At 71.1% G+C, this 15,959-nt stretch carries 11 protein-coding genes and 1 pseudogene; 4 read left to right on the top strand and 8 right to left on the bottom strand.

The window, feature by feature from the left end; all coding sequences use genetic code 11:
* Positions 1-6: 6 nt before the first annotated feature.
* The 4 genes and pseudogenes from sctV to ACFJIX_RS23740 all read right to left on the bottom strand — a co-directional run bounded on the left by sctV (position 7) and on the right by ACFJIX_RS23740 (position 4,772).
* A pseudogene (gene sctV / locus ACFJIX_RS23755) lies at positions 7-2,074 on the bottom strand (type III secretion system export apparatus subunit SctV).
* A complete protein-coding gene (sctU, locus tag ACFJIX_RS23750; RefSeq protein ID WP_377155125.1) occupies positions 2,071-3,180 on the bottom strand; it encodes a type III secretion system export apparatus subunit SctU in 1,110 nt (369 codons plus the stop codon). The pseudogene sctV and the gene sctU overlap by 4 nt, the downstream one beginning before the upstream one ends.
* Before the next feature lie 3 nt (positions 3,181-3,183).
* Positions 3,184-3,903 carry a GNAT family N-acetyltransferase gene (locus ACFJIX_RS23745; RefSeq protein ID WP_377155124.1) on the bottom strand — a complete coding sequence of 240 codons (720 nt, stop codon included), beginning with the start codon at positions 3,901-3,903 and terminating at the stop codon, positions 3,184-3,186.
* A 242-nt stretch (positions 3,904-4,145) separates the two neighbouring features.
* Positions 4,146-4,772: a hypothetical protein gene (locus ACFJIX_RS23740; RefSeq protein WP_377155123.1), complete on the bottom strand. Its 627-nt coding sequence runs from the start codon at positions 4,770-4,772 to the stop codon at positions 4,146-4,148.
* A 244-nt stretch (positions 4,773-5,016) separates the two neighbouring features.
* Between ACFJIX_RS23740 and ACFJIX_RS23735 the strand changes: the two genes are divergently transcribed.
* The 4 genes from ACFJIX_RS23735 to ACFJIX_RS23720 all read left to right on the top strand — a co-directional run bounded on the left by ACFJIX_RS23735 (position 5,017) and on the right by ACFJIX_RS23720 (position 13,358).
* The gene (locus ACFJIX_RS23735) at positions 5,017-5,781 is read left to right on the top strand and encodes a helix-turn-helix transcriptional regulator (protein ID WP_377155122.1); all 765 of its coding nucleotides are present in this window, start codon (positions 5,017-5,019) and stop codon (positions 5,779-5,781) included.
* 9 nt (positions 5,782-5,790) lie between these two features.
* Complete coding sequence (locus ACFJIX_RS23730) at positions 5,791-6,489, top strand: hypothetical protein (protein ID WP_377155121.1); 699 nt, start codon at positions 5,791-5,793, stop codon at positions 6,487-6,489.
* Between the two features lie 192 nt (positions 6,490-6,681).
* On the top strand, positions 6,682-7,824 hold the full coding sequence (locus ACFJIX_RS23725) for a hypothetical protein (RefSeq protein ID WP_377155120.1): 1,143 nt from the start codon (positions 6,682-6,684) through the stop codon (positions 7,822-7,824).
* 605 nt (positions 7,825-8,429) lie between these two features.
* Complete coding sequence (locus ACFJIX_RS23720) at positions 8,430-13,358, top strand: hypothetical protein (protein ID WP_377155119.1); 4,929 nt, start codon at positions 8,430-8,432, stop codon at positions 13,356-13,358.
* Between the two features lie 203 nt (positions 13,359-13,561).
* Here ACFJIX_RS23720 and arsH read toward each other — a convergent pair whose 3' ends face one another.
* Genes arsH through ACFJIX_RS23700 form a run of 4 tightly spaced genes read right to left on the bottom strand, consistent with a single transcriptional unit; the run spans position 13,562 to position 15,949 of the window.
* Positions 13,562-14,401 carry an arsenical resistance protein ArsH gene (gene arsH, locus ACFJIX_RS23715; RefSeq protein ID WP_377155118.1) on the bottom strand — a complete coding sequence of 280 codons (840 nt, stop codon included), beginning with the start codon at positions 14,399-14,401 and terminating at the stop codon, positions 13,562-13,564.
* Positions 14,394-15,092 carry an aquaporin gene (locus tag ACFJIX_RS23710; protein WP_377155117.1) on the bottom strand — a complete coding sequence of 233 codons (699 nt, stop codon included), beginning with the start codon at positions 15,090-15,092 and terminating at the stop codon, positions 14,394-14,396. The genes arsH and ACFJIX_RS23710 overlap by 8 nt, the downstream gene beginning before the upstream one ends.
* A gap of 4 nt (positions 15,093-15,096) precedes the next feature.
* Positions 15,097-15,609, bottom strand: coding sequence for an arsenate reductase ArsC (locus tag ACFJIX_RS23705; protein ID WP_377155116.1), 513 nt, complete (start codon positions 15,607-15,609; stop codon positions 15,097-15,099).
* A 13-nt stretch (positions 15,610-15,622) separates the two neighbouring features.
* Positions 15,623-15,949 (bottom strand): ArsR/SmtB family transcription factor, encoded by a 327-nt coding sequence (locus tag ACFJIX_RS23700; RefSeq protein WP_377155115.1) that lies wholly within the window; start codon positions 15,947-15,949, stop codon positions 15,623-15,625.
* Positions 15,950-15,959 lie beyond the last annotated feature (10 nt).

The following is a 15,959-nucleotide window of genomic DNA, read 5'->3' as shown; positions in this document are numbered from 1 at the left end:
TCACGCTCAAGCCGCGACGCGGCCGAGCGGCCGGCAACTCGACCTGGTTGCCCAGCTCCTGGTACGAGTAGACGCGCAGTCCCTCCAGGCGCGACTCGATGATCTTCTTGACGTAGCGCCGGATGTCCATCGACGTGATCACCGCCACGCCGGCCTCGGGCGTCTCGCCCGCGATGCGCAGCACCTTCTCCGTGATCGCCGCGGCGCTCTCCGGCGGCATCGCCAGGTAGTTGCCGGTGGGCGTCGGCTTGATGCACTGGCGGATCGCCTGCTCGACGCCCGCGTCCAGCAGGATCGCCGACACGTAGTTGCGTCCGCCGCTGGCCTCGAACGCGAGGTAGCGCCCGAGGTCGCCGCGCACGTACTCGGTCAGCAGCAGCATGTCCTTCTCCTTCGGGCCCCAGGTGATCAGGCTCTCGAAGATCGTGCGCACGTTGCGGATCGGCACCTGCTCCTCGAGCAGCCGCCGCATCACCTCGGCGATGCGCTGCACCGGCAGGATCTTCTGCACCTCGGCGACCAGGCCCGGGTAGTCCGCCGTGGCCTTGTCGACGATCCACTGGATCTCCTGCACACCCATGAACTGGTGGGCGTTGCGGCGCAACAGCAGCATCACCTGGCGCGCCATCACCTGCTCGATGTCCAGGCACTTCGCGCGCTCCGCGTCGGGCACCTGCGCGGGCGGCAGCCACTGCGATTGCGCTTGGTCGAGCAGGGCGCCGTGCGTCGCCGCGGAGGCGGCCCACGGCTCGCCCGCCAGCGCCGCGGGCACCAGCAGCAGGCGGCCCGGCAGCTCGATGTGCCGCACCGGCACGTCGTTGATCAGCACCTCGAAGCGCAGGTCCTCCAAGGTCGGCTCGACCCACATGCACACGCCGGGGAAGGGCACGCCCAGCATGGCCTGCAGTTGCAGCCGCTCGCGCTCCATCGCCTGGTCGAGCATGTGCGGCAGCAGCAGCGCGGCCAGCGCCGGCGACATGCGCACGGCCAGCGGCCGCGAGAAGTGCGGTGCCTCCTGCATGATCGACGGCGCGTCGCCCTTGGCACCCTCGCGCTGCAGCGCGGCGATGGGCGCGGAGACGCTCTGCGCCTCGCCGCTCTTGCGCTGGCGCGCGAGGTAGCGGCCCGCCGCCGCCAGGCCGATGCCCAGCGCCAGGAACTGCAGCGCCGGGAAGCCCGGCACCGCCGCGAAGGCCACCGTCAGTCCCGCCGCGAGGTACATCGCCCGCACGTTGGCGGTCATCTGCGCGACGATCTCCTGCCCCAGCGAGCGCGGCTTCTTCTGATGCTCGTCGGCCACGCGGGTGATCAGCACGCCCGCGGCCACGCAGATGAACAGCGACGGGATCTGCGACACCATCGCGTCACCGATCGACAGCACCGCGAAGCGGTTGGCCGCCTCGCCCGCCGTCATGCCGTGGTACATGATCCCGACGACGATGCCCGCCAGGATGTTGACCAGCGTGATGATCAGGCCCGCGATGGCGTCGCCCTTGACGAACTTCATCGCGCCGTCCATGCCGCCGTGCATCTGGCTCTCCATGCCGAGCAGCGCGCGCTTGCGGCGCGCCTCGTCGCCGGTGAGCAGGCCCGCGCGCAGGTCGGCGTCGATGCTCATCTGCTTGCCCGGCATCGCGTCCAGCGTGAAACGCGCGCCGACCTCGGCCACGCGCTCCGAGCCCTTGGAGATCACGATGAACTGCACCACCGTGATGATGATGAACACCACGATGCCCACGACCAGGTTGCCGCCGACGACCAGCTCGCCGAAGCTCTCGATCAGGTGACCGGCGTCGGCGTGCAGCAGGATGGACTTGGTCGACGCGATGTTCAGCGACAGCCGGAACAGCGTCGTGAACAGCAGCAGCGACGGGAACGAGGACAGCGCCACCGCGTTCGGGATGAACAGCGAGGTCATCAGCAGCAGCACGCTCACCGCCAGGTTGACCGCCAGCAGCGTGTCGATGGCCACCGTGGGCAGCGGCAGGATCATCAGGCCGACGATCGCCACCACCAGGAAGCTCATCGCGAGGTCGTTGCCGAGGGTGCTCTTGTCACCCAGTGCGTTGCTCATGCCTTGCTCCCGCTTGGTTTGCCGCTACTGCCACCACCGCCACCGCCACTGCCACCGCTCTTCGCCCCCACGCCGTCGAGCATCGCCACCCAGCGCAGCACCGTGGCCACGGCTTCGAACAGCGCCTCGGGCACCGTCTCGTCGACGGGCACCTTGAACAGCGCGCGCGCCAGCGGCGGATCGCCGACGATGGGCACGCCCGAGACTTCCGCGATGCGGCGGATCTCCATCGCCTGCGCGTCCGCGCCCTTGGCGACGATCAGCGGCAGCGGCGTCACGCCGGGCTGGTAGCGCAGCGCGACGGCGTAGTGCGTCGGATTGGTGACGACGACGGTCGCGTTGGGCACCGTCTTCTTCGGATCGCTGTTGGCCATCTCGAAGGCCAGGCGCTTGCGCTGGCCCTTGACCATCGGATCGCCTTCCATTTCTTTGTATTCGCGCTTGAGCTCGTCCTTGTCCATGCGTTGGTCGCGGATGAACAGCCAGCGCTGCAGCGCGAAGTCGACGGGACCCAGCACGACCAGCGCGATCACCGCGGCGACGAAGAGCTTGAGCATCGCGGTCCATGCGACCGTGGCCACGCCTGTCGGCGTCTGCGTCGCGGCGCCGACCATCAGCGGGATCAGGCCCATGGTGATGATCGCGATCACGCAGCCGACCAGGATGGCCTTGAACACGGTCTTCACGAACTCGATGATCGAGCGCAGCGAGATCAGCTTCTTCAGCCCGGAGCCCGGGTTGACCTTGTCGAAGTTGGGCGTGAGCGGCTCGAAGGTGATGTTGAAGCCGACCTGCGCGAAGGACGCGATCAGGCCGACGAAGATCGCCGCGACGACGAAGGGCAGCACGATCCACAAGCCCTCGATGGCGATGTCGTAGGCCACGGCGAACACGTCGCTGTCCGTCTTGGCCTGCAGCCCGACGCCGCTGGCCAGCGCGAAAAGCCGCTCCAGATGGCTGAGCGCGGTGGCGCTGGCGGCGCTCAGGCAGACGGTGATCACCAGCAGGCCGGCCGCGGCGTTGATGTCCTGGCTCTTGGGCGACTGGCCCTTCTTCTTCGCATCGTCCAGCTTCTTCTGGCTGGGTTGTTCGGTCTTTTCCCCCATGGCTCAAGGGGCCGCGGCGTCCGCGACGTCCGTGACGTCCGGAAGGTCCAGGGCCTCGGCGGGCTGCGTCTCGTCGAAGTCCCGCGCGATGTCCGCCAGCGTCATCCCGAGCAGCACCATGTCGCGCCGCTTGCCGAAGGCGGTGACCGCGCCGGGCAGCTCGCCCCAGGCGCTGAAGCCGGCCCGCCGCAGCACCGACAGGCTGGCGGCGTTGTCGCTCCAGACCATGGCCAGCAGCCGGTCCACGCGCCACACCGGCGCCTGCGTGATCAGGTGCTTGATCAGCCGCGTGCCGACGCCGCGTCCGCGCCAGCGCGGCGCGACGTAGTAGGCCAGCTCGAACAACGACGACAGGCCGGGCCGGTCATGCAGGCCCAGCGATCCCATCCAGCCGACGGTCTCGCCGCGCTGCGTCGCGATCACCATCGGGCGTCGGTAGAACTGGTGGAGCTCGATCTGCAGCTTGGCCATCGGCACGCTCATCGGGCCGATGTAGTTGGCGTCCTTCACCGCGTCCTTGTCCTTGACCTTGGCGAGCTCCTCCGCCACCCAGCGCGCGCCGTCGGCTTCGCTCACGCCGGCGGGCTGATAGGGCTGCGTGCGCAGCGAGGCGTTGTAGATCGCCGCGACCGAGGTGGCGTCCTGCGTCGTGGCGGGCCGCAACGCGATGAGGTCGGAGATCGCGTTGGCGTTCTTCTCGGCGAGAGGAAGGGCTAGGGACACGGGGGGCTCCTCGGGGTTGAGGCGCACTGTCCCTGCCGGCAGCGGCGCGAGGCGAGGAGGGGGCGAAGCGATTTGCGCGGACGCGAATCCGTGCCCGATGAGCCGGCGCGGCGCTCACTTCGTGTTGAGGATTGTTGAGGATTTCATCGTGAAGACATGAGGCCGCCGAAGTGGGCGGCTGCCTAGCATGAGCCCACGCCGAAACGCACACGGCGGGCGATACGGCCGCGATGAATGCGTGATCAATGCACGTTCAGGCGCATCCGGATGTATCCGACAACGCACTCGATACGCATGGAAGGGGAGTTCACATGTTGTTGCTGACCTTGGGCAGCCTGAGGCTTGCCGAGCAGGATGGAGACGTCGCCGCCGCGGTGGCGCGCGGCGATGTGCAGGAGGCCTTGCGGCTCGGGCTGGGCCGGCTTGATCGTGGGGCCGGCGGCGATCCCGAGCGGCTCGCGGCGCTGGGCCAGGTGCTGGGGCAGGCGCTGCTGGCCGCCGGGCGCGACGAGCAGGCGGAGGAGCTCTTCCAGAAGCAGCTCAAGATGTACGAGGGACTGCCGCGCGCACAGGTGCGCTGGCTGTCGTCGATGGACCGGGGCTTTCTGTTCCTGCACCTGAACAAGCCGGGTCGCGCGGCGGAGACCTTCAACGTGGTGGCCGATGCGGACGACGCGCCGTCGGCGCTGCGGGTCGAGGCGCTGGCCGGCATGGCGCAGGCGATGCAGTCCATGGGCGAGCACCGCCGGGCGGCGCGCACGCTGGCCTTCGCGATGGCGCTGGCCGACGCGATGGACGCGCCCGCGCTGATGATGCCGCTGCTGACGGCGATCGAGCTGGAGGTCCAGGTCTGCCGCGCGCTGCGGCACTACGACGACCTCGCCGGCGCGGAGCTGCCGCGGGACCGCGACGTGCGCGCGGCGCTGCGATCGTCGGCGCGCGCGCTGGCGGCACTGCCGGGCGTGGTGGCGCGACTCGAGTTCCTGATCGCGCTCGTGGCGCCCGAGCCCGCGTTGATCGGCGGCCAGGGCGGCCAGGGCGGGCAGGGCGGAGAGAGCGTGGACGGTCTCTTTCGACGGCGTGCGCTGGTATCGCGACCGCCGCCTCGCCCCGATGGAAGAACGCGCCCGCGTCGAAGCCGCGCTGGCGCTGCTGGACCGCGGCCAGGCGCGCACGGCCTACGACATCCTCGGCCCGCTGGCCATCGACGATGCGCGCCAGCTCCACCACCGCCATGCGATCGAGCTGCGCTACTGCGCGTCGAAGCTGCATGCGATGAACGGCCGCCACTCCGACGCGCTGCGCTGCTATCGCCAGCATGCGCAGCTGTCGCTGGCGCGGTTGCGCTTCGAGCTGACGCGGGTGCCGTACTCGCGCTTCCTCGAGCAGCAGGAGCGCGCCGAGCAGGCCGATGCGGATCAACTGCGCCTGCCCCCGCGTTATCGCCGTGCCTATCAATACATCCTGGACCACCTGCACGACCGGGCGTTGTCGGTCCGTCGCATCGCCGCGGAGATCGACGTCACCGAGCGCGCGCTGCAGATGGCCTTCCGCGCCAACCTCGGCCTGACGCCGGCGGAAGTGATCCGCAAGCTGCGCATGGCCTGCATCCGGACCGAACTGCAGCAGATGGCCGGTCGCGACAGCGTGCTGGCGGTCGCGGCGCGCTGGGGCATGGCCAATCGCTCGACGCTGGCCCACAACTACCGCCAGCAGTTCGGCGAGACCCCGAGCGCGACGGCGAGCCTGCCGAGCTTCGCGGAGCTGCCGTCCATCGCGGCCACCGTGGCGGCGGCGGTCGCCGGTAGCGGCTCGGGAACGGGCGTGGGGATGAGCGCCGACGCCGGTCGACGCGTGTTCTCCGTCGACGGCGTCTGAGCACGCGCCATGCGCGGCGATCCGCCACGGCTCCCGGCGCGGCCGTCGTCGGCGTCGGCCAGTTCCTCGGCGGCCTCGGCCGAGGAGGTCCGTCCGCTGCCCGGAGATCCGTCGGCACGCCGGCGGGATGAGGCCAGCGGTCGTCGCCAGGCCTCGGCCAGCCGGTTGATGGGCGTGGTGACGCGGCATCTGCTCGATGACGAGGAGGAACGCGTCACCGGGGATGCCTCGCACGACCGGGGTTCAGACCTGGCACCGGCGGCGCCGAACTCGGGGTCGGACGGTGTCGCGAAGGCGAGCGCGCGCGCGTCGGCCAGCGGCGGCAAGGGCAAGGCACCGCCGCGCGGAACGCCGGGGCCGGTCGTGCGTCGCGGCGCGTCGTCGGCGCGCCGTCCGCCGCCGCCGGAGGACGACGTGTGGGCGCAGAGCGTCGATGCGGCGGATGGCGCCGGTCGCGTCGTCGGTCCCGAATCGCGCATCCAGCCGGGGCGCAGCACGGCGCGCATCGAGGGCGTGCGGCCCGAGGCCACGGAGCGCGTCGGTCGCTCGCCGCGCATGCGCATCGCAAGCTGGGGCGCGGTGCTGGCGGCGGTCGCGGCGCTGGTCGTGATGATCGCGGCGGGCTGGCTGGACATCGCGCCTCATGGATCGTCTGGCGATGCGGCCGGGGAGAGCGGCCATGTCAGTCAGCATGGCGAGGCCCGTTGACTGCCGAGTCCGCTGGCCCTCACCCCCACCCTCTCCCGCCAGCGGGAGAGGGAGTTCGATCGACGCTCTTCTTGCTTCCTCTTCCGCAAGCGGGAGACCCCCTTCGCATCGTCGAAGGGCCCTTCGTTCCGCGGTTATCTCCCGATGCGAATCCCTCCACAGTGGTGTGAAAACGTATCAGGAGGAACGTTGATGTTCGATGTCCACCAGGGGCGTGCGCAGGCACTACCGATGCCGGGCGGCGCGGCGGGAACCGACGCCGCGGAACTCTTCGTCATTTCCAATACGCCGCAGCCCGCTGTCAGCGCCCGGCTGCGCGCGCGGCAGGCCGCGCAGGCGTTGCAGGCCCGGAAGGCGGCGCGCGTGAAGGAGCTGGCCGCCGCCATCGAGGCGATGCGCGACGCACGCCAGGCGCTGCCACTGCGCATGGATCGGGTGCTGGCGGCAGAAGCCGCCCAGGCCGAATGCGAGGCCGCGATCCTGGCGATCCAGCAGCAGGTGACGGCCGCGCTTGCCGCCGCCGGGGCTGAACTGGCCGCGCGGCAGGCCGTGAGCAACAAGGCCCAGGAGGCCCTGGATGACGCCGCCGGGAGCCTGCGGCGCAGCGAGGAACGGATGCGCCGGCGCTCGCCCGCGCTGTCCGAACATGCCGCCGCGCTGGCGAGGGCGACTGGCGCCTACCGGGAAGCGCAGGCGGCCGCGCTGTCGCGCCGGGACGCGGCGCGGGCGGCGGAGATGCGGCTGCGCGACGCGATCGGCGCGATGAACCGGACCGTCCGCCCGCATTCGCTGGCCCTGGCCGCGCTGGGCGGCGCGGCCGAGATCGCGCTCGACGATGCCAGGAAGGCGCTGTCCGAGCACCGGCGCGCGGTCGATGCCGCGGCGCGGGTGGTCGAGGACATCGGCCACACCGACGCGGCCAGCGATGCGTTGACGACGCAACTGGCGCAACACGCGCATTGCGTCCAGGCGCATGCTGACGCAGTGGCGGCCATCGCGCCCGGCGCGCGGCTGCAGTGGCAGGCACAGGACTGCGGGGCGGCGATCGCGATGCAGCGGGCGGGGATCCGCCGCCTCGCCGGCGAGGTCGACGCGGAGCACATCGTCGTGGTGATGCGGCGCAACGACCTGATGCGCCACCAGGGCGCCGAGGCGGCGGCCGTCCAGAACCGATCCGCGCGCCGGGGCGCGGCGGCCAAGGCGGACCAACGCGCCGAGGCCAGCGCGCGGACTTTCGACGATCAACGCGAGGCGGCCGACGCCGCCGCCGCCATGATCGAGCGGGCGATCGCGCGGCTGCGCGAGGTCTTGACGGGCGCGCCGCTCCGGACCTGATCGCGGCAATCGGCGATCGCCGGCGGCTTTCAGTACTGCCACGGCCGCTGGCCCTCACCCCAACCCTCTCCCGCAAGCGGGAGAGGGAGTGAGAACGGTGCGGGCATCACTCACCCTGTCGCTGGCGGGAGAGTGATTCTGCAGGTCAGCTCGGTGCACGCTCGCTCCCTCTCCCGCTTGCGGGAGAGGGCGGGGGTGAGGGCCAGCGGACTCGGCAGTCAACAAGCTTCTGCACGGTAGCACCTCTCGGCGGGACTTCGGGTCGTCGACAGGCGCTTCGGCTCGCAGCGACTGCCCGAACGGACTACGCCCGACAGTGTCGCGAAAGACATCAGGGGACGGTCGATGGTCCAGTTTTTCGCACGCAACCGCGCCGGCATGCCGCCGCCGCCCCTGACCACGCCGCTGCCGCCCACGACCGGCGGCACCGGCACCGCAGGAACGCAGAACGCGACCGTGCCTGGCGCCCTGCAAGGCCTGACCCCGACCGGCGGCACCGTCGCCACCCGGCAGAGCCAGCGGCCGCGGATGAACCTGCTCGGCCGGACCGGCAATGCGCAGGCGCAAGCGCAGACGCCGGCCGTGCTGCCGACATCGCGACGGCGATGGGGCAGGCCCACGGCGCGCATGGCCAGGTGGCGGCGCGCGTCGATGGCGAGGCCTCGGCAAACGCCGCGCTCAACAAGCGCCAGCAATCGATCCAGGACCTCCAGCAGCGCGGCACCGCCGCGGCCGCCGCGGCAGCGGCCGAAGCGCCGCGGCGTCAGGCCGAGCTGACGTCTGCGCAGGCGCAGGCCCAGCAGACCGCGGCGGCCTTGCCCCATCTCCAGACGGAAGTGAACCGGCATCAGGGCTTGCTGAACGCGGCGCGGGCGCAGGTCCCCGTGCTCGACGCCGCAGTGCATGCCGCCCGCAACGATCCCGCCTTGGGAAGGGAGAGGACGAACCTGAACAACGCCGAGCGCGCGCTGCGGCTCGCGCAGAGCGCTCCGCCAGATCCGCCGGCGCCGGCACAGCCCGCCCCTGCGGGAGCCGGGCCCGCGGCACCCACCCGCGCGCAACGGATCGCGCAGGCGACGGCGGACCGGGACAACGCCAACACGGCCCTTCAGCAGCTGAGGCAGGCGATCACCACGGCGGAGAACCGCCGGACGCTCAACAACACCGCCATCGACACGCACGCCACCGACTTCGCGACCGCACAGGCGGACCAACGCACGGGCATCGCGGCGCACGCCGCCGCCCAGCAGCGGGTGACGGCGGCCAACGATGCGATCACGCGACTCACCCATGCGAGCCAGACGCTGGCCACGCTGACCGCCGCGAACTCGCCCGAGCAGCGGGCCATGCAGGACCATGCCGCAGCCGCGCAGACCGCCGTGCCCCATGCGGTCGCCGCGACGCAGGCGCATCGCACGCTGGCGCAATCCACGGCCGACGCGGCGGAGAGCACCCGCACGGCCGCCACGCATCGCGATGCGGAAGCGAAGCAGCAGGGGATCACCGACGCGGCCATCGACCGCCATGCGCAGGCGCGCGACCGGCTGCAGCCCGGCGGGGATCTGCACGCCCACCACCAGGCCTGCCAGCAGGCCGTGAATGCCGCCCAGGCCGCGATGCCCGCGCCAGCGCCGGGCGCTCCTCCGCCGGCGCCCAGCCGGGCCCTGCAGCGGGCCAATGCCGATCTGACACTGGCGCAGAACGCCATCAACGTGCAGCAGACGGTGGTGGCGCAACTCCTCACCGCAGCCAATGTCGAGCGCGGCAACCTGGCCACGTGCCAGAACCATGTGCAGACGAGTGGACCCCTCGAGACCACCGCCAATCAGCAGCGGGACCAGCACCGGGTCGCGGCTGACAATGCGGATGCCACCGCCCGTGCCAGCGCCCGGGCGCGCGACGCGCGCGAGCTCGCCGCCGATCAGGCACAGCAGCGGGTCGGGCACGCGATCGACGCGTTGTGCGAGGAGATCCGTCCCAAGGCCGCGCCGCCGCATCCGGACGAGCGCTCCATCGGCCACAAGGCCAAGGACACCCTGCTGAGCCGGCCGCTGGCCGCGGTGGAGCGGCGCATGGCACCGGTCAAGGTCGACTTCGCCGTCGGGTCCATCACCGGCTCCACCAGCGGCAGCGCGCCGACCAAGTTCAACAACGGCGTTCCGCCGGCCCGGACACCGACGGACAAGGTCCTGAGCGACGGCGCCCTGAAGCGCGTCGATGCGCATGTGAAGGTCGCCGCCGGCGGCGCGGCGAATCTGCTGACGGACGCGTCCATCCGCACCCAGCGCGCGGCGCAGACACCACCGGCCTTCGGCAATGCGGAGGCCTTCGCGTCCGAGGTCGGTCGCATGTTCGCGACCGAGACGCACGCCACCGAGTCCACGCCGGTCGGGACGATGCTGGCGCAGGCGCTGCTCACCCATCCCAATCCCGACCCGGCCGGCCGCCCCGACGGTCATCCGCTGCGTCATGAGCAGGCGCTGCTGATCGCGACGACGCTGCGCACGGTCACCGATGATCCGACCGTCGCCGCGCATGTCTACAACGCGCTCTGGAACAGCGGCGGCCCGGCGCTGCCGGGCATGGTGCCGCGTGGCCCGGCGCCGTCGCCGCTGGCCGGCGTGACGACGGCGCCGCCCGGGCCGGAGGTGGAGCGGCTGGCCAATGCCGCCAAGCGCGCGCTCGCCGCGACGTCCGGCGGCATGCAGGCGCTGCTGGACCTGCAGGGACTGTCGCTGCCGCCGGCGGCGCCGATGCCGGCGGCGCTCGGGCCGAATCCGACCCCCGCCGCCCAGACCACCCACAACGCGGCGCTGGCGGCCTTCCAGACGCGCCAGCATGCCGAGCATGCGGTCGAGCACTACAAGCTCGGCCTGCGCGCCGAGAGCGCCTTGCTGGCGCAGGGTTTCAACGTCGGCGGCAACCAGACACCGGCGGACTTCCGCGCCGCCATCGCGGCGCATCCCGAGCACATCAAGCTGGTCGACCACAGGCGCCTGGGCACGGGCAACATGCGCCGCGGCACGGCGCAGCGCCGGGATCCGGAACATCCGGCCACGCTGCCCACGCAGGCCTTCCTCTACGCGGCGGACAACCTCACCCGCGCGCGAGGCGCGGCCGATCCGAATCCGGACATGAAGCCCGCCTACGTCGCGCTGCGCAACGGCTTCACGGAGAGCGGGTCGGGCTCCGACTTCCACCTGATGGCCAAGCGGCTGCACAAGTTCTGCAAGTACATCGACCTCGCCTGCAAGACGCAGGTTTCGGGACCCGGCGTGCGGGACTCGCTCCGTCATCCGATCGATTCGATGCGGCGCAAGGTCGGCAAGGACAAGACGCCGCTGAAGACGCTGATGCAGGCGGGACCGCTCGGGTCGGAGATCGGCACCGTGCCGGGCGAGCATGCCAAGCGACTCAAGGGGGCGCTGGACCGGAGCAGGACGCTGCTGTTGGACGACGTGCGGGCCAATGCCGCGACCATGACCGGCGACGAGCGCACCCGCGCGGTCATGCGCCTGGCGGTGATGGACGCATGGAACGCGAAGGTGCCCGCGGCTGCCGATCCGCTGATCGACCTGACGCAGGGGCTGCGGCTCACGCAGGCCGAGATCGGCGCGGCCGCGGCCCGCGTCAACGACGAGATCTCCAATCCGCCGCCGCCGGCCGGAACGCCCGCGGGAGCACCGCCGCCGGCGCACGTGGCGCCCCCGGCGCTGAACCAGACCCTCGTGGATGCCGATGCCGCCGCGCACGCGGACAAGGCGCTGCTGCCCGGGACGCTGAACGACTGGGTGAAGGCAGGGCGGCTCAGCGCGTCCGGCGCGCCCGGATCGGTGCCGCAGGGCGGCGCGGCCGCGGTCACGCAGCTCCGGGGAGACCTGAAGGTCCTGCGCGGCAAGGCGGCGATGGACAGCGATCTCGCGCAGTTGCAGCGCGACTTCGACGCCGCCACGCCGCAGGCTCGTCAGGACATCCTGCGCCAGGTGCTGGTCACCGTCGTCGCCGGGGGCGACATGACGGACTACAGCGACGGCCGCAAGTTCGGCGTCGGCGGCATGTTCGGTTACGGCGTGGCCAGCGTGGACGGGATCGGCGGCCTGACGACGGGCATCACGCCGGTGGGCGAATTCAACGTCGACCGCAGCCGCACGGCGGTGCTCAAGGCGGGCGTGGCCTCCAACACCGGCGTGATCTTCCTCGGCAACGAGACCAAGGTCACCGAGATGCTGGGCGGCGGCGTGCGCGTGGGCGCGCAGGTCGGCAAGCTGGGCGGCAGCGTGCAGGCGATGGCGCGGCTGGGCGGCGCGCACCTGTTCAGCAAGGGGCTGATGATCCGCACCAACAAGACCGGCACGGAGCACCAGCAACTGACGGCCTCGCTGACGCCCGCGCAGTCGACGGCCATGCGGGCGCCGGAGGGCAGCTGGAAGCGCATGAGCGAACTGACGGTGAACTCGATCTTCGCGCTCGCCGCGCAGAACGGGCAGAACGGCGCGCCGGCGCGCCCCGCCAACGGCGGCGAGATGTGGGCGCAGATGGTGGGCAAGGTCGGCGACTACCGCGACATCTCCTTCGGCTGGAACGAGGGCAAGTCGCACCAGGTGAACGGCTCGCTCAGCGTCGACGGCAGCGGCAGCGGCAAGATCCTGGGCGTGGCCAGCGCGTCGGGCACGGCGGGCGTCGCGCTCAAGCACACCTTCATGAACCGCAGCAAGGCCAAGGACGAAGCCGGCGCGACGCGGACGGTGCAGGCCGGCAGCGGGTCGCGCACCTCGCTGGGCGCGGCGGCGAGCGTGGGCGTCTCGCATCCGACGATCAAGCGCGCCGACCAGCCCGATGTGGGCGTCTTCGCGCGGCACAAGGTCGGCGTGGAGACGGAGCTGGTGATCCAGGCGAAGAACGGCTTCGTGCGCATCACCACGGAGGACGGCAAGGTCAAGCCGAACATCTCGTACAAGCACCGCGAGTACGCCGTGCAGGACGACTTCATCAAGCTGGTGAACAAGGAGAGCGGCGCGTGGCAGGCGCGGCTGGGCCAGCGCGGCCCGGACGGCGTGCTGCGCGGCGGCGACGAGGCGCTGAAGGGCTTCCTCCAGCAGATGGTCGATCTGCCGCCGGGCAACAACCGCCTGTTCATCGAACGCAAGTGCCTCACGCCGGAGGCGGCGGACACGATCAACGCCTGCCTGGAGCGGATCAACGTGCTGCAGCGGCCGGGCGCGCCGGTGGACGAGGGCGCGGCGACGCAGATCAAGGATCTGCAGAAGCAGATCGCGGCGCATGTCGAGGCGGAGGCCAGCTGGCAGCCGTTCCGGCTGTTCGTCAACGAGTTGAATCAGCGCGCGCGGGACTCGTCGGTGGCGAGCGGCGAGTTCCGCGCGACGCCGAAGGCGGCAGAAGACAAGGAGGCCGGTCCGCAAGGCTTCGCCGAGCGCTTCCTCGGCGGCGGCAAGGTCACGCTGGGCGGGAAGATCAACACCGCCCACGGCGGGCGGGACCTGATCACGATCGATGCGCAGCCGGCACGGCTGTGAGGCGTCAGTGGATGCAGGCGTCGTCCCGCGGTCCGCTGACGAGGACGGTCAACCGCCCGTCGAGCTACGCGATCAGTCCGCGGCGCATCGGAGTTCCTCTATCCGGCCTATGCGGTCTTCGCGGAAGGGGCGGACATGTCGGTCGTCGAGCCGGCGTTGGAGGGCTTGCGGCACGCCATCCGGACGGGTGACCCGTGATCCGGTCAGCCGCAGCAGCGTGAGGCCTGTGCCGACCCTGGAGGCGACGTTGTGGCCGCGCCGCGAGTGGGCGCGCAGCCGCAGGCGGGTGCTCCTGCCGCAGGCGCGCATCCCGTCGCCGCACTCAGGTTGACACGCTTGGCCAGTTCCGCGGCGCTTTCCTTGCGCTCGCTGTAGCGGCTCGTCAGGTAGGGACCGAGATCGCGCGTCAGCAAGGTGAACTTGAACAGTTCCTCCATCACGTCGACCACGCGGTCGTAGTAGGGGGAGGGCTTCATCCGACCCTCGTCCGTGAACTCGGCGAAGGCCTTGGCGACGGACGACTGGTTCGGGATGGTCAGCATGCGCATCCAGCGGCCCAGCACCCGCAGCTGGTTCACGGCGTTGAACGACTGCGACCCGCCGGACACCTGCATCACCGCCAGTGTCTTGCCCTGCGTGGGTCGCACCGAGCCCGATGACAACGGGATCCAGTCGATCTGCGTCTTCATGATCCCGGTCATGGCGCCATGCCGCTCGGGCGAGCACCAGACCATGCCCTCGGACCAGGCGGCGAGCTCACGCAGTTCCCGCACCTTCGGATGCGCATCGGGCGCGTCGTCCGGCAGAGGCAGGCCGGAAGGATCGAAGATCCTGACCTCCGCGCCCATGGCTTCGAGCAGGCGCGCCGCTTCGAAGGTCAGCAACCGGCTGTAGGAGCGCTCGCGGAGCGAGCCGTACAGCATCAGGATGCGCGGTGGATGCGCGGAGGGTGACGGCACCGTCAGGCGATCCGGCGTGGGGAGGTCCAGCAGACCGTCGGTCAGCGCCGGGAACGTGGCGTCGGGAAAGAGGCGTTCAGACATGGGGTGCAGGCGTCGATGGGGTGGAGGAGGCGTCGCGATCGACGATCCGAGGGGGCGACAACAGGTGATGCACGCCTGCCGCGAGGACGGCGCCGACCAGCTCGGCGACGATGAAGCCCGGTGCGCTGGCCGGCGCGATGCCGGCAAAGCTGTCGCTGAACATGCGACCGAAGACGGCCGCCGGATTGGCGAAGGACGTCGATGCCGTGAACCAGTAGGCCGCGCCGATGTAGGCCGCGACCATCGCCGCCACGCGCGCGGGAGGCGCGCGCAGGATGACCAGCAACAGCCCGAAGGTGGCGACGCCCTCGGCGATCCACTGGCCCGTGCCGCTGCGCAGCTTGGTGGAGAACTGCAGCAGGGTCAGGTCGAACATGGCGTGGGCGAGCCAGGCGCCGAGCACGGCGCCCAGCAGTTGAGCGGCGACGTAGGGCAGCAGCGCGCTCCTGGCGAGCTCGCCGCGCCAGGCCATCACGGCGCTGACGGCGGGGTTGAAGTGGGCGCCGCTGACGGGGCCGAGCACCTCGATCAGGACGTACAGACCGCCCACCGTGGCCAGGGCGTTCGCCAGCAACGCGATGCCCGCGTTGCCGCCGGAGAGGCGTTCCGCCATCACGCCGGAGCCGATCACGACGGCGAGCAGCAGCGCCGATCCCAAGGCCTCTGCCAGCAGCTTGCGGGACAGTGTCATCGCGTCAGCTCCGGGCGATCTCGCCCAGCGCCTGCTGGAGGTCCGCCTGGCTCATCGTCGACAAGGGCAACTGCACCAGCTGCAGCATGCGATACCCGATGGCCTGCCGCGTGAGCTCGAACGCGCGGCGCTTGCCTTCATCGCCGCCTTCGGCATCGGACGGATCCGGATAGCCCCAGTGCACCTTGACCGGTTGTCCTGTCCCGCCGAAGAAGACGGGACATTGCTCGGCGGCGGCGCTGTCGCACACGGTGATGACGATGGACAGCGGCGGCGCGTCCGGCGCGCTGAACTCGTCCCAGCTCTTGCTGCGATAGCCCGCGGTGTCGACGCCGGCGGCTTGCAAGACCTCCAGCGCAAACCGGTTGAGGCGGCCGCTGGGCGCGCTGCCCGCGCTGAAGCCACGGACCTCCCTGCCGAGCCGCCTCGCCCAATGATTCAGCATGCCCTCGGCGAGCACGCTGCGCGCGGAGTTGTGCGTGCAGAGGATGAGCACATTGCAGAGCGTCGATGTCATGGCGGTTCCCGTGTCAGCAGCCGCAACGGGCCGGGGTCGGCGCCACGGCGCACGCGGCGCCCTGGCAGCAGTTCTCGGTGAGGTAGGCCAGCAGCGCGTTCATCTGCGGGTACACGGCCCGATAGACCACGTTGCGCCCGACCTGCTCGGAGGTCACCAGCCCCGCCTCGGCGAGGTCCTTCAGATGGAAGCCCAGCTTGGCGTAGGCGATGCCGAGCATCTCGACGAGGGCGCCCGGGGTCAGGCCGTGCTCGCCGGCCACCACCAGGGCGCGGAACGCGTCGAGTCGAATGGGATGAGCGAGTGCGCCGAGTCCGGCCAGGGCGGTTGTCTTGTCCATGCTCTACATT

The sequence above is a fragment of the Roseateles sp. UC29_93 genome, assembly GCF_042695725.1.
GTDB classification, from domain to species: domain Bacteria; phylum Pseudomonadota; class Gammaproteobacteria; order Burkholderiales; family Burkholderiaceae_C; genus Roseateles; species Roseateles noduli_A.
This window is presented reverse-complemented; position numbering and strand designations above follow the sequence as displayed.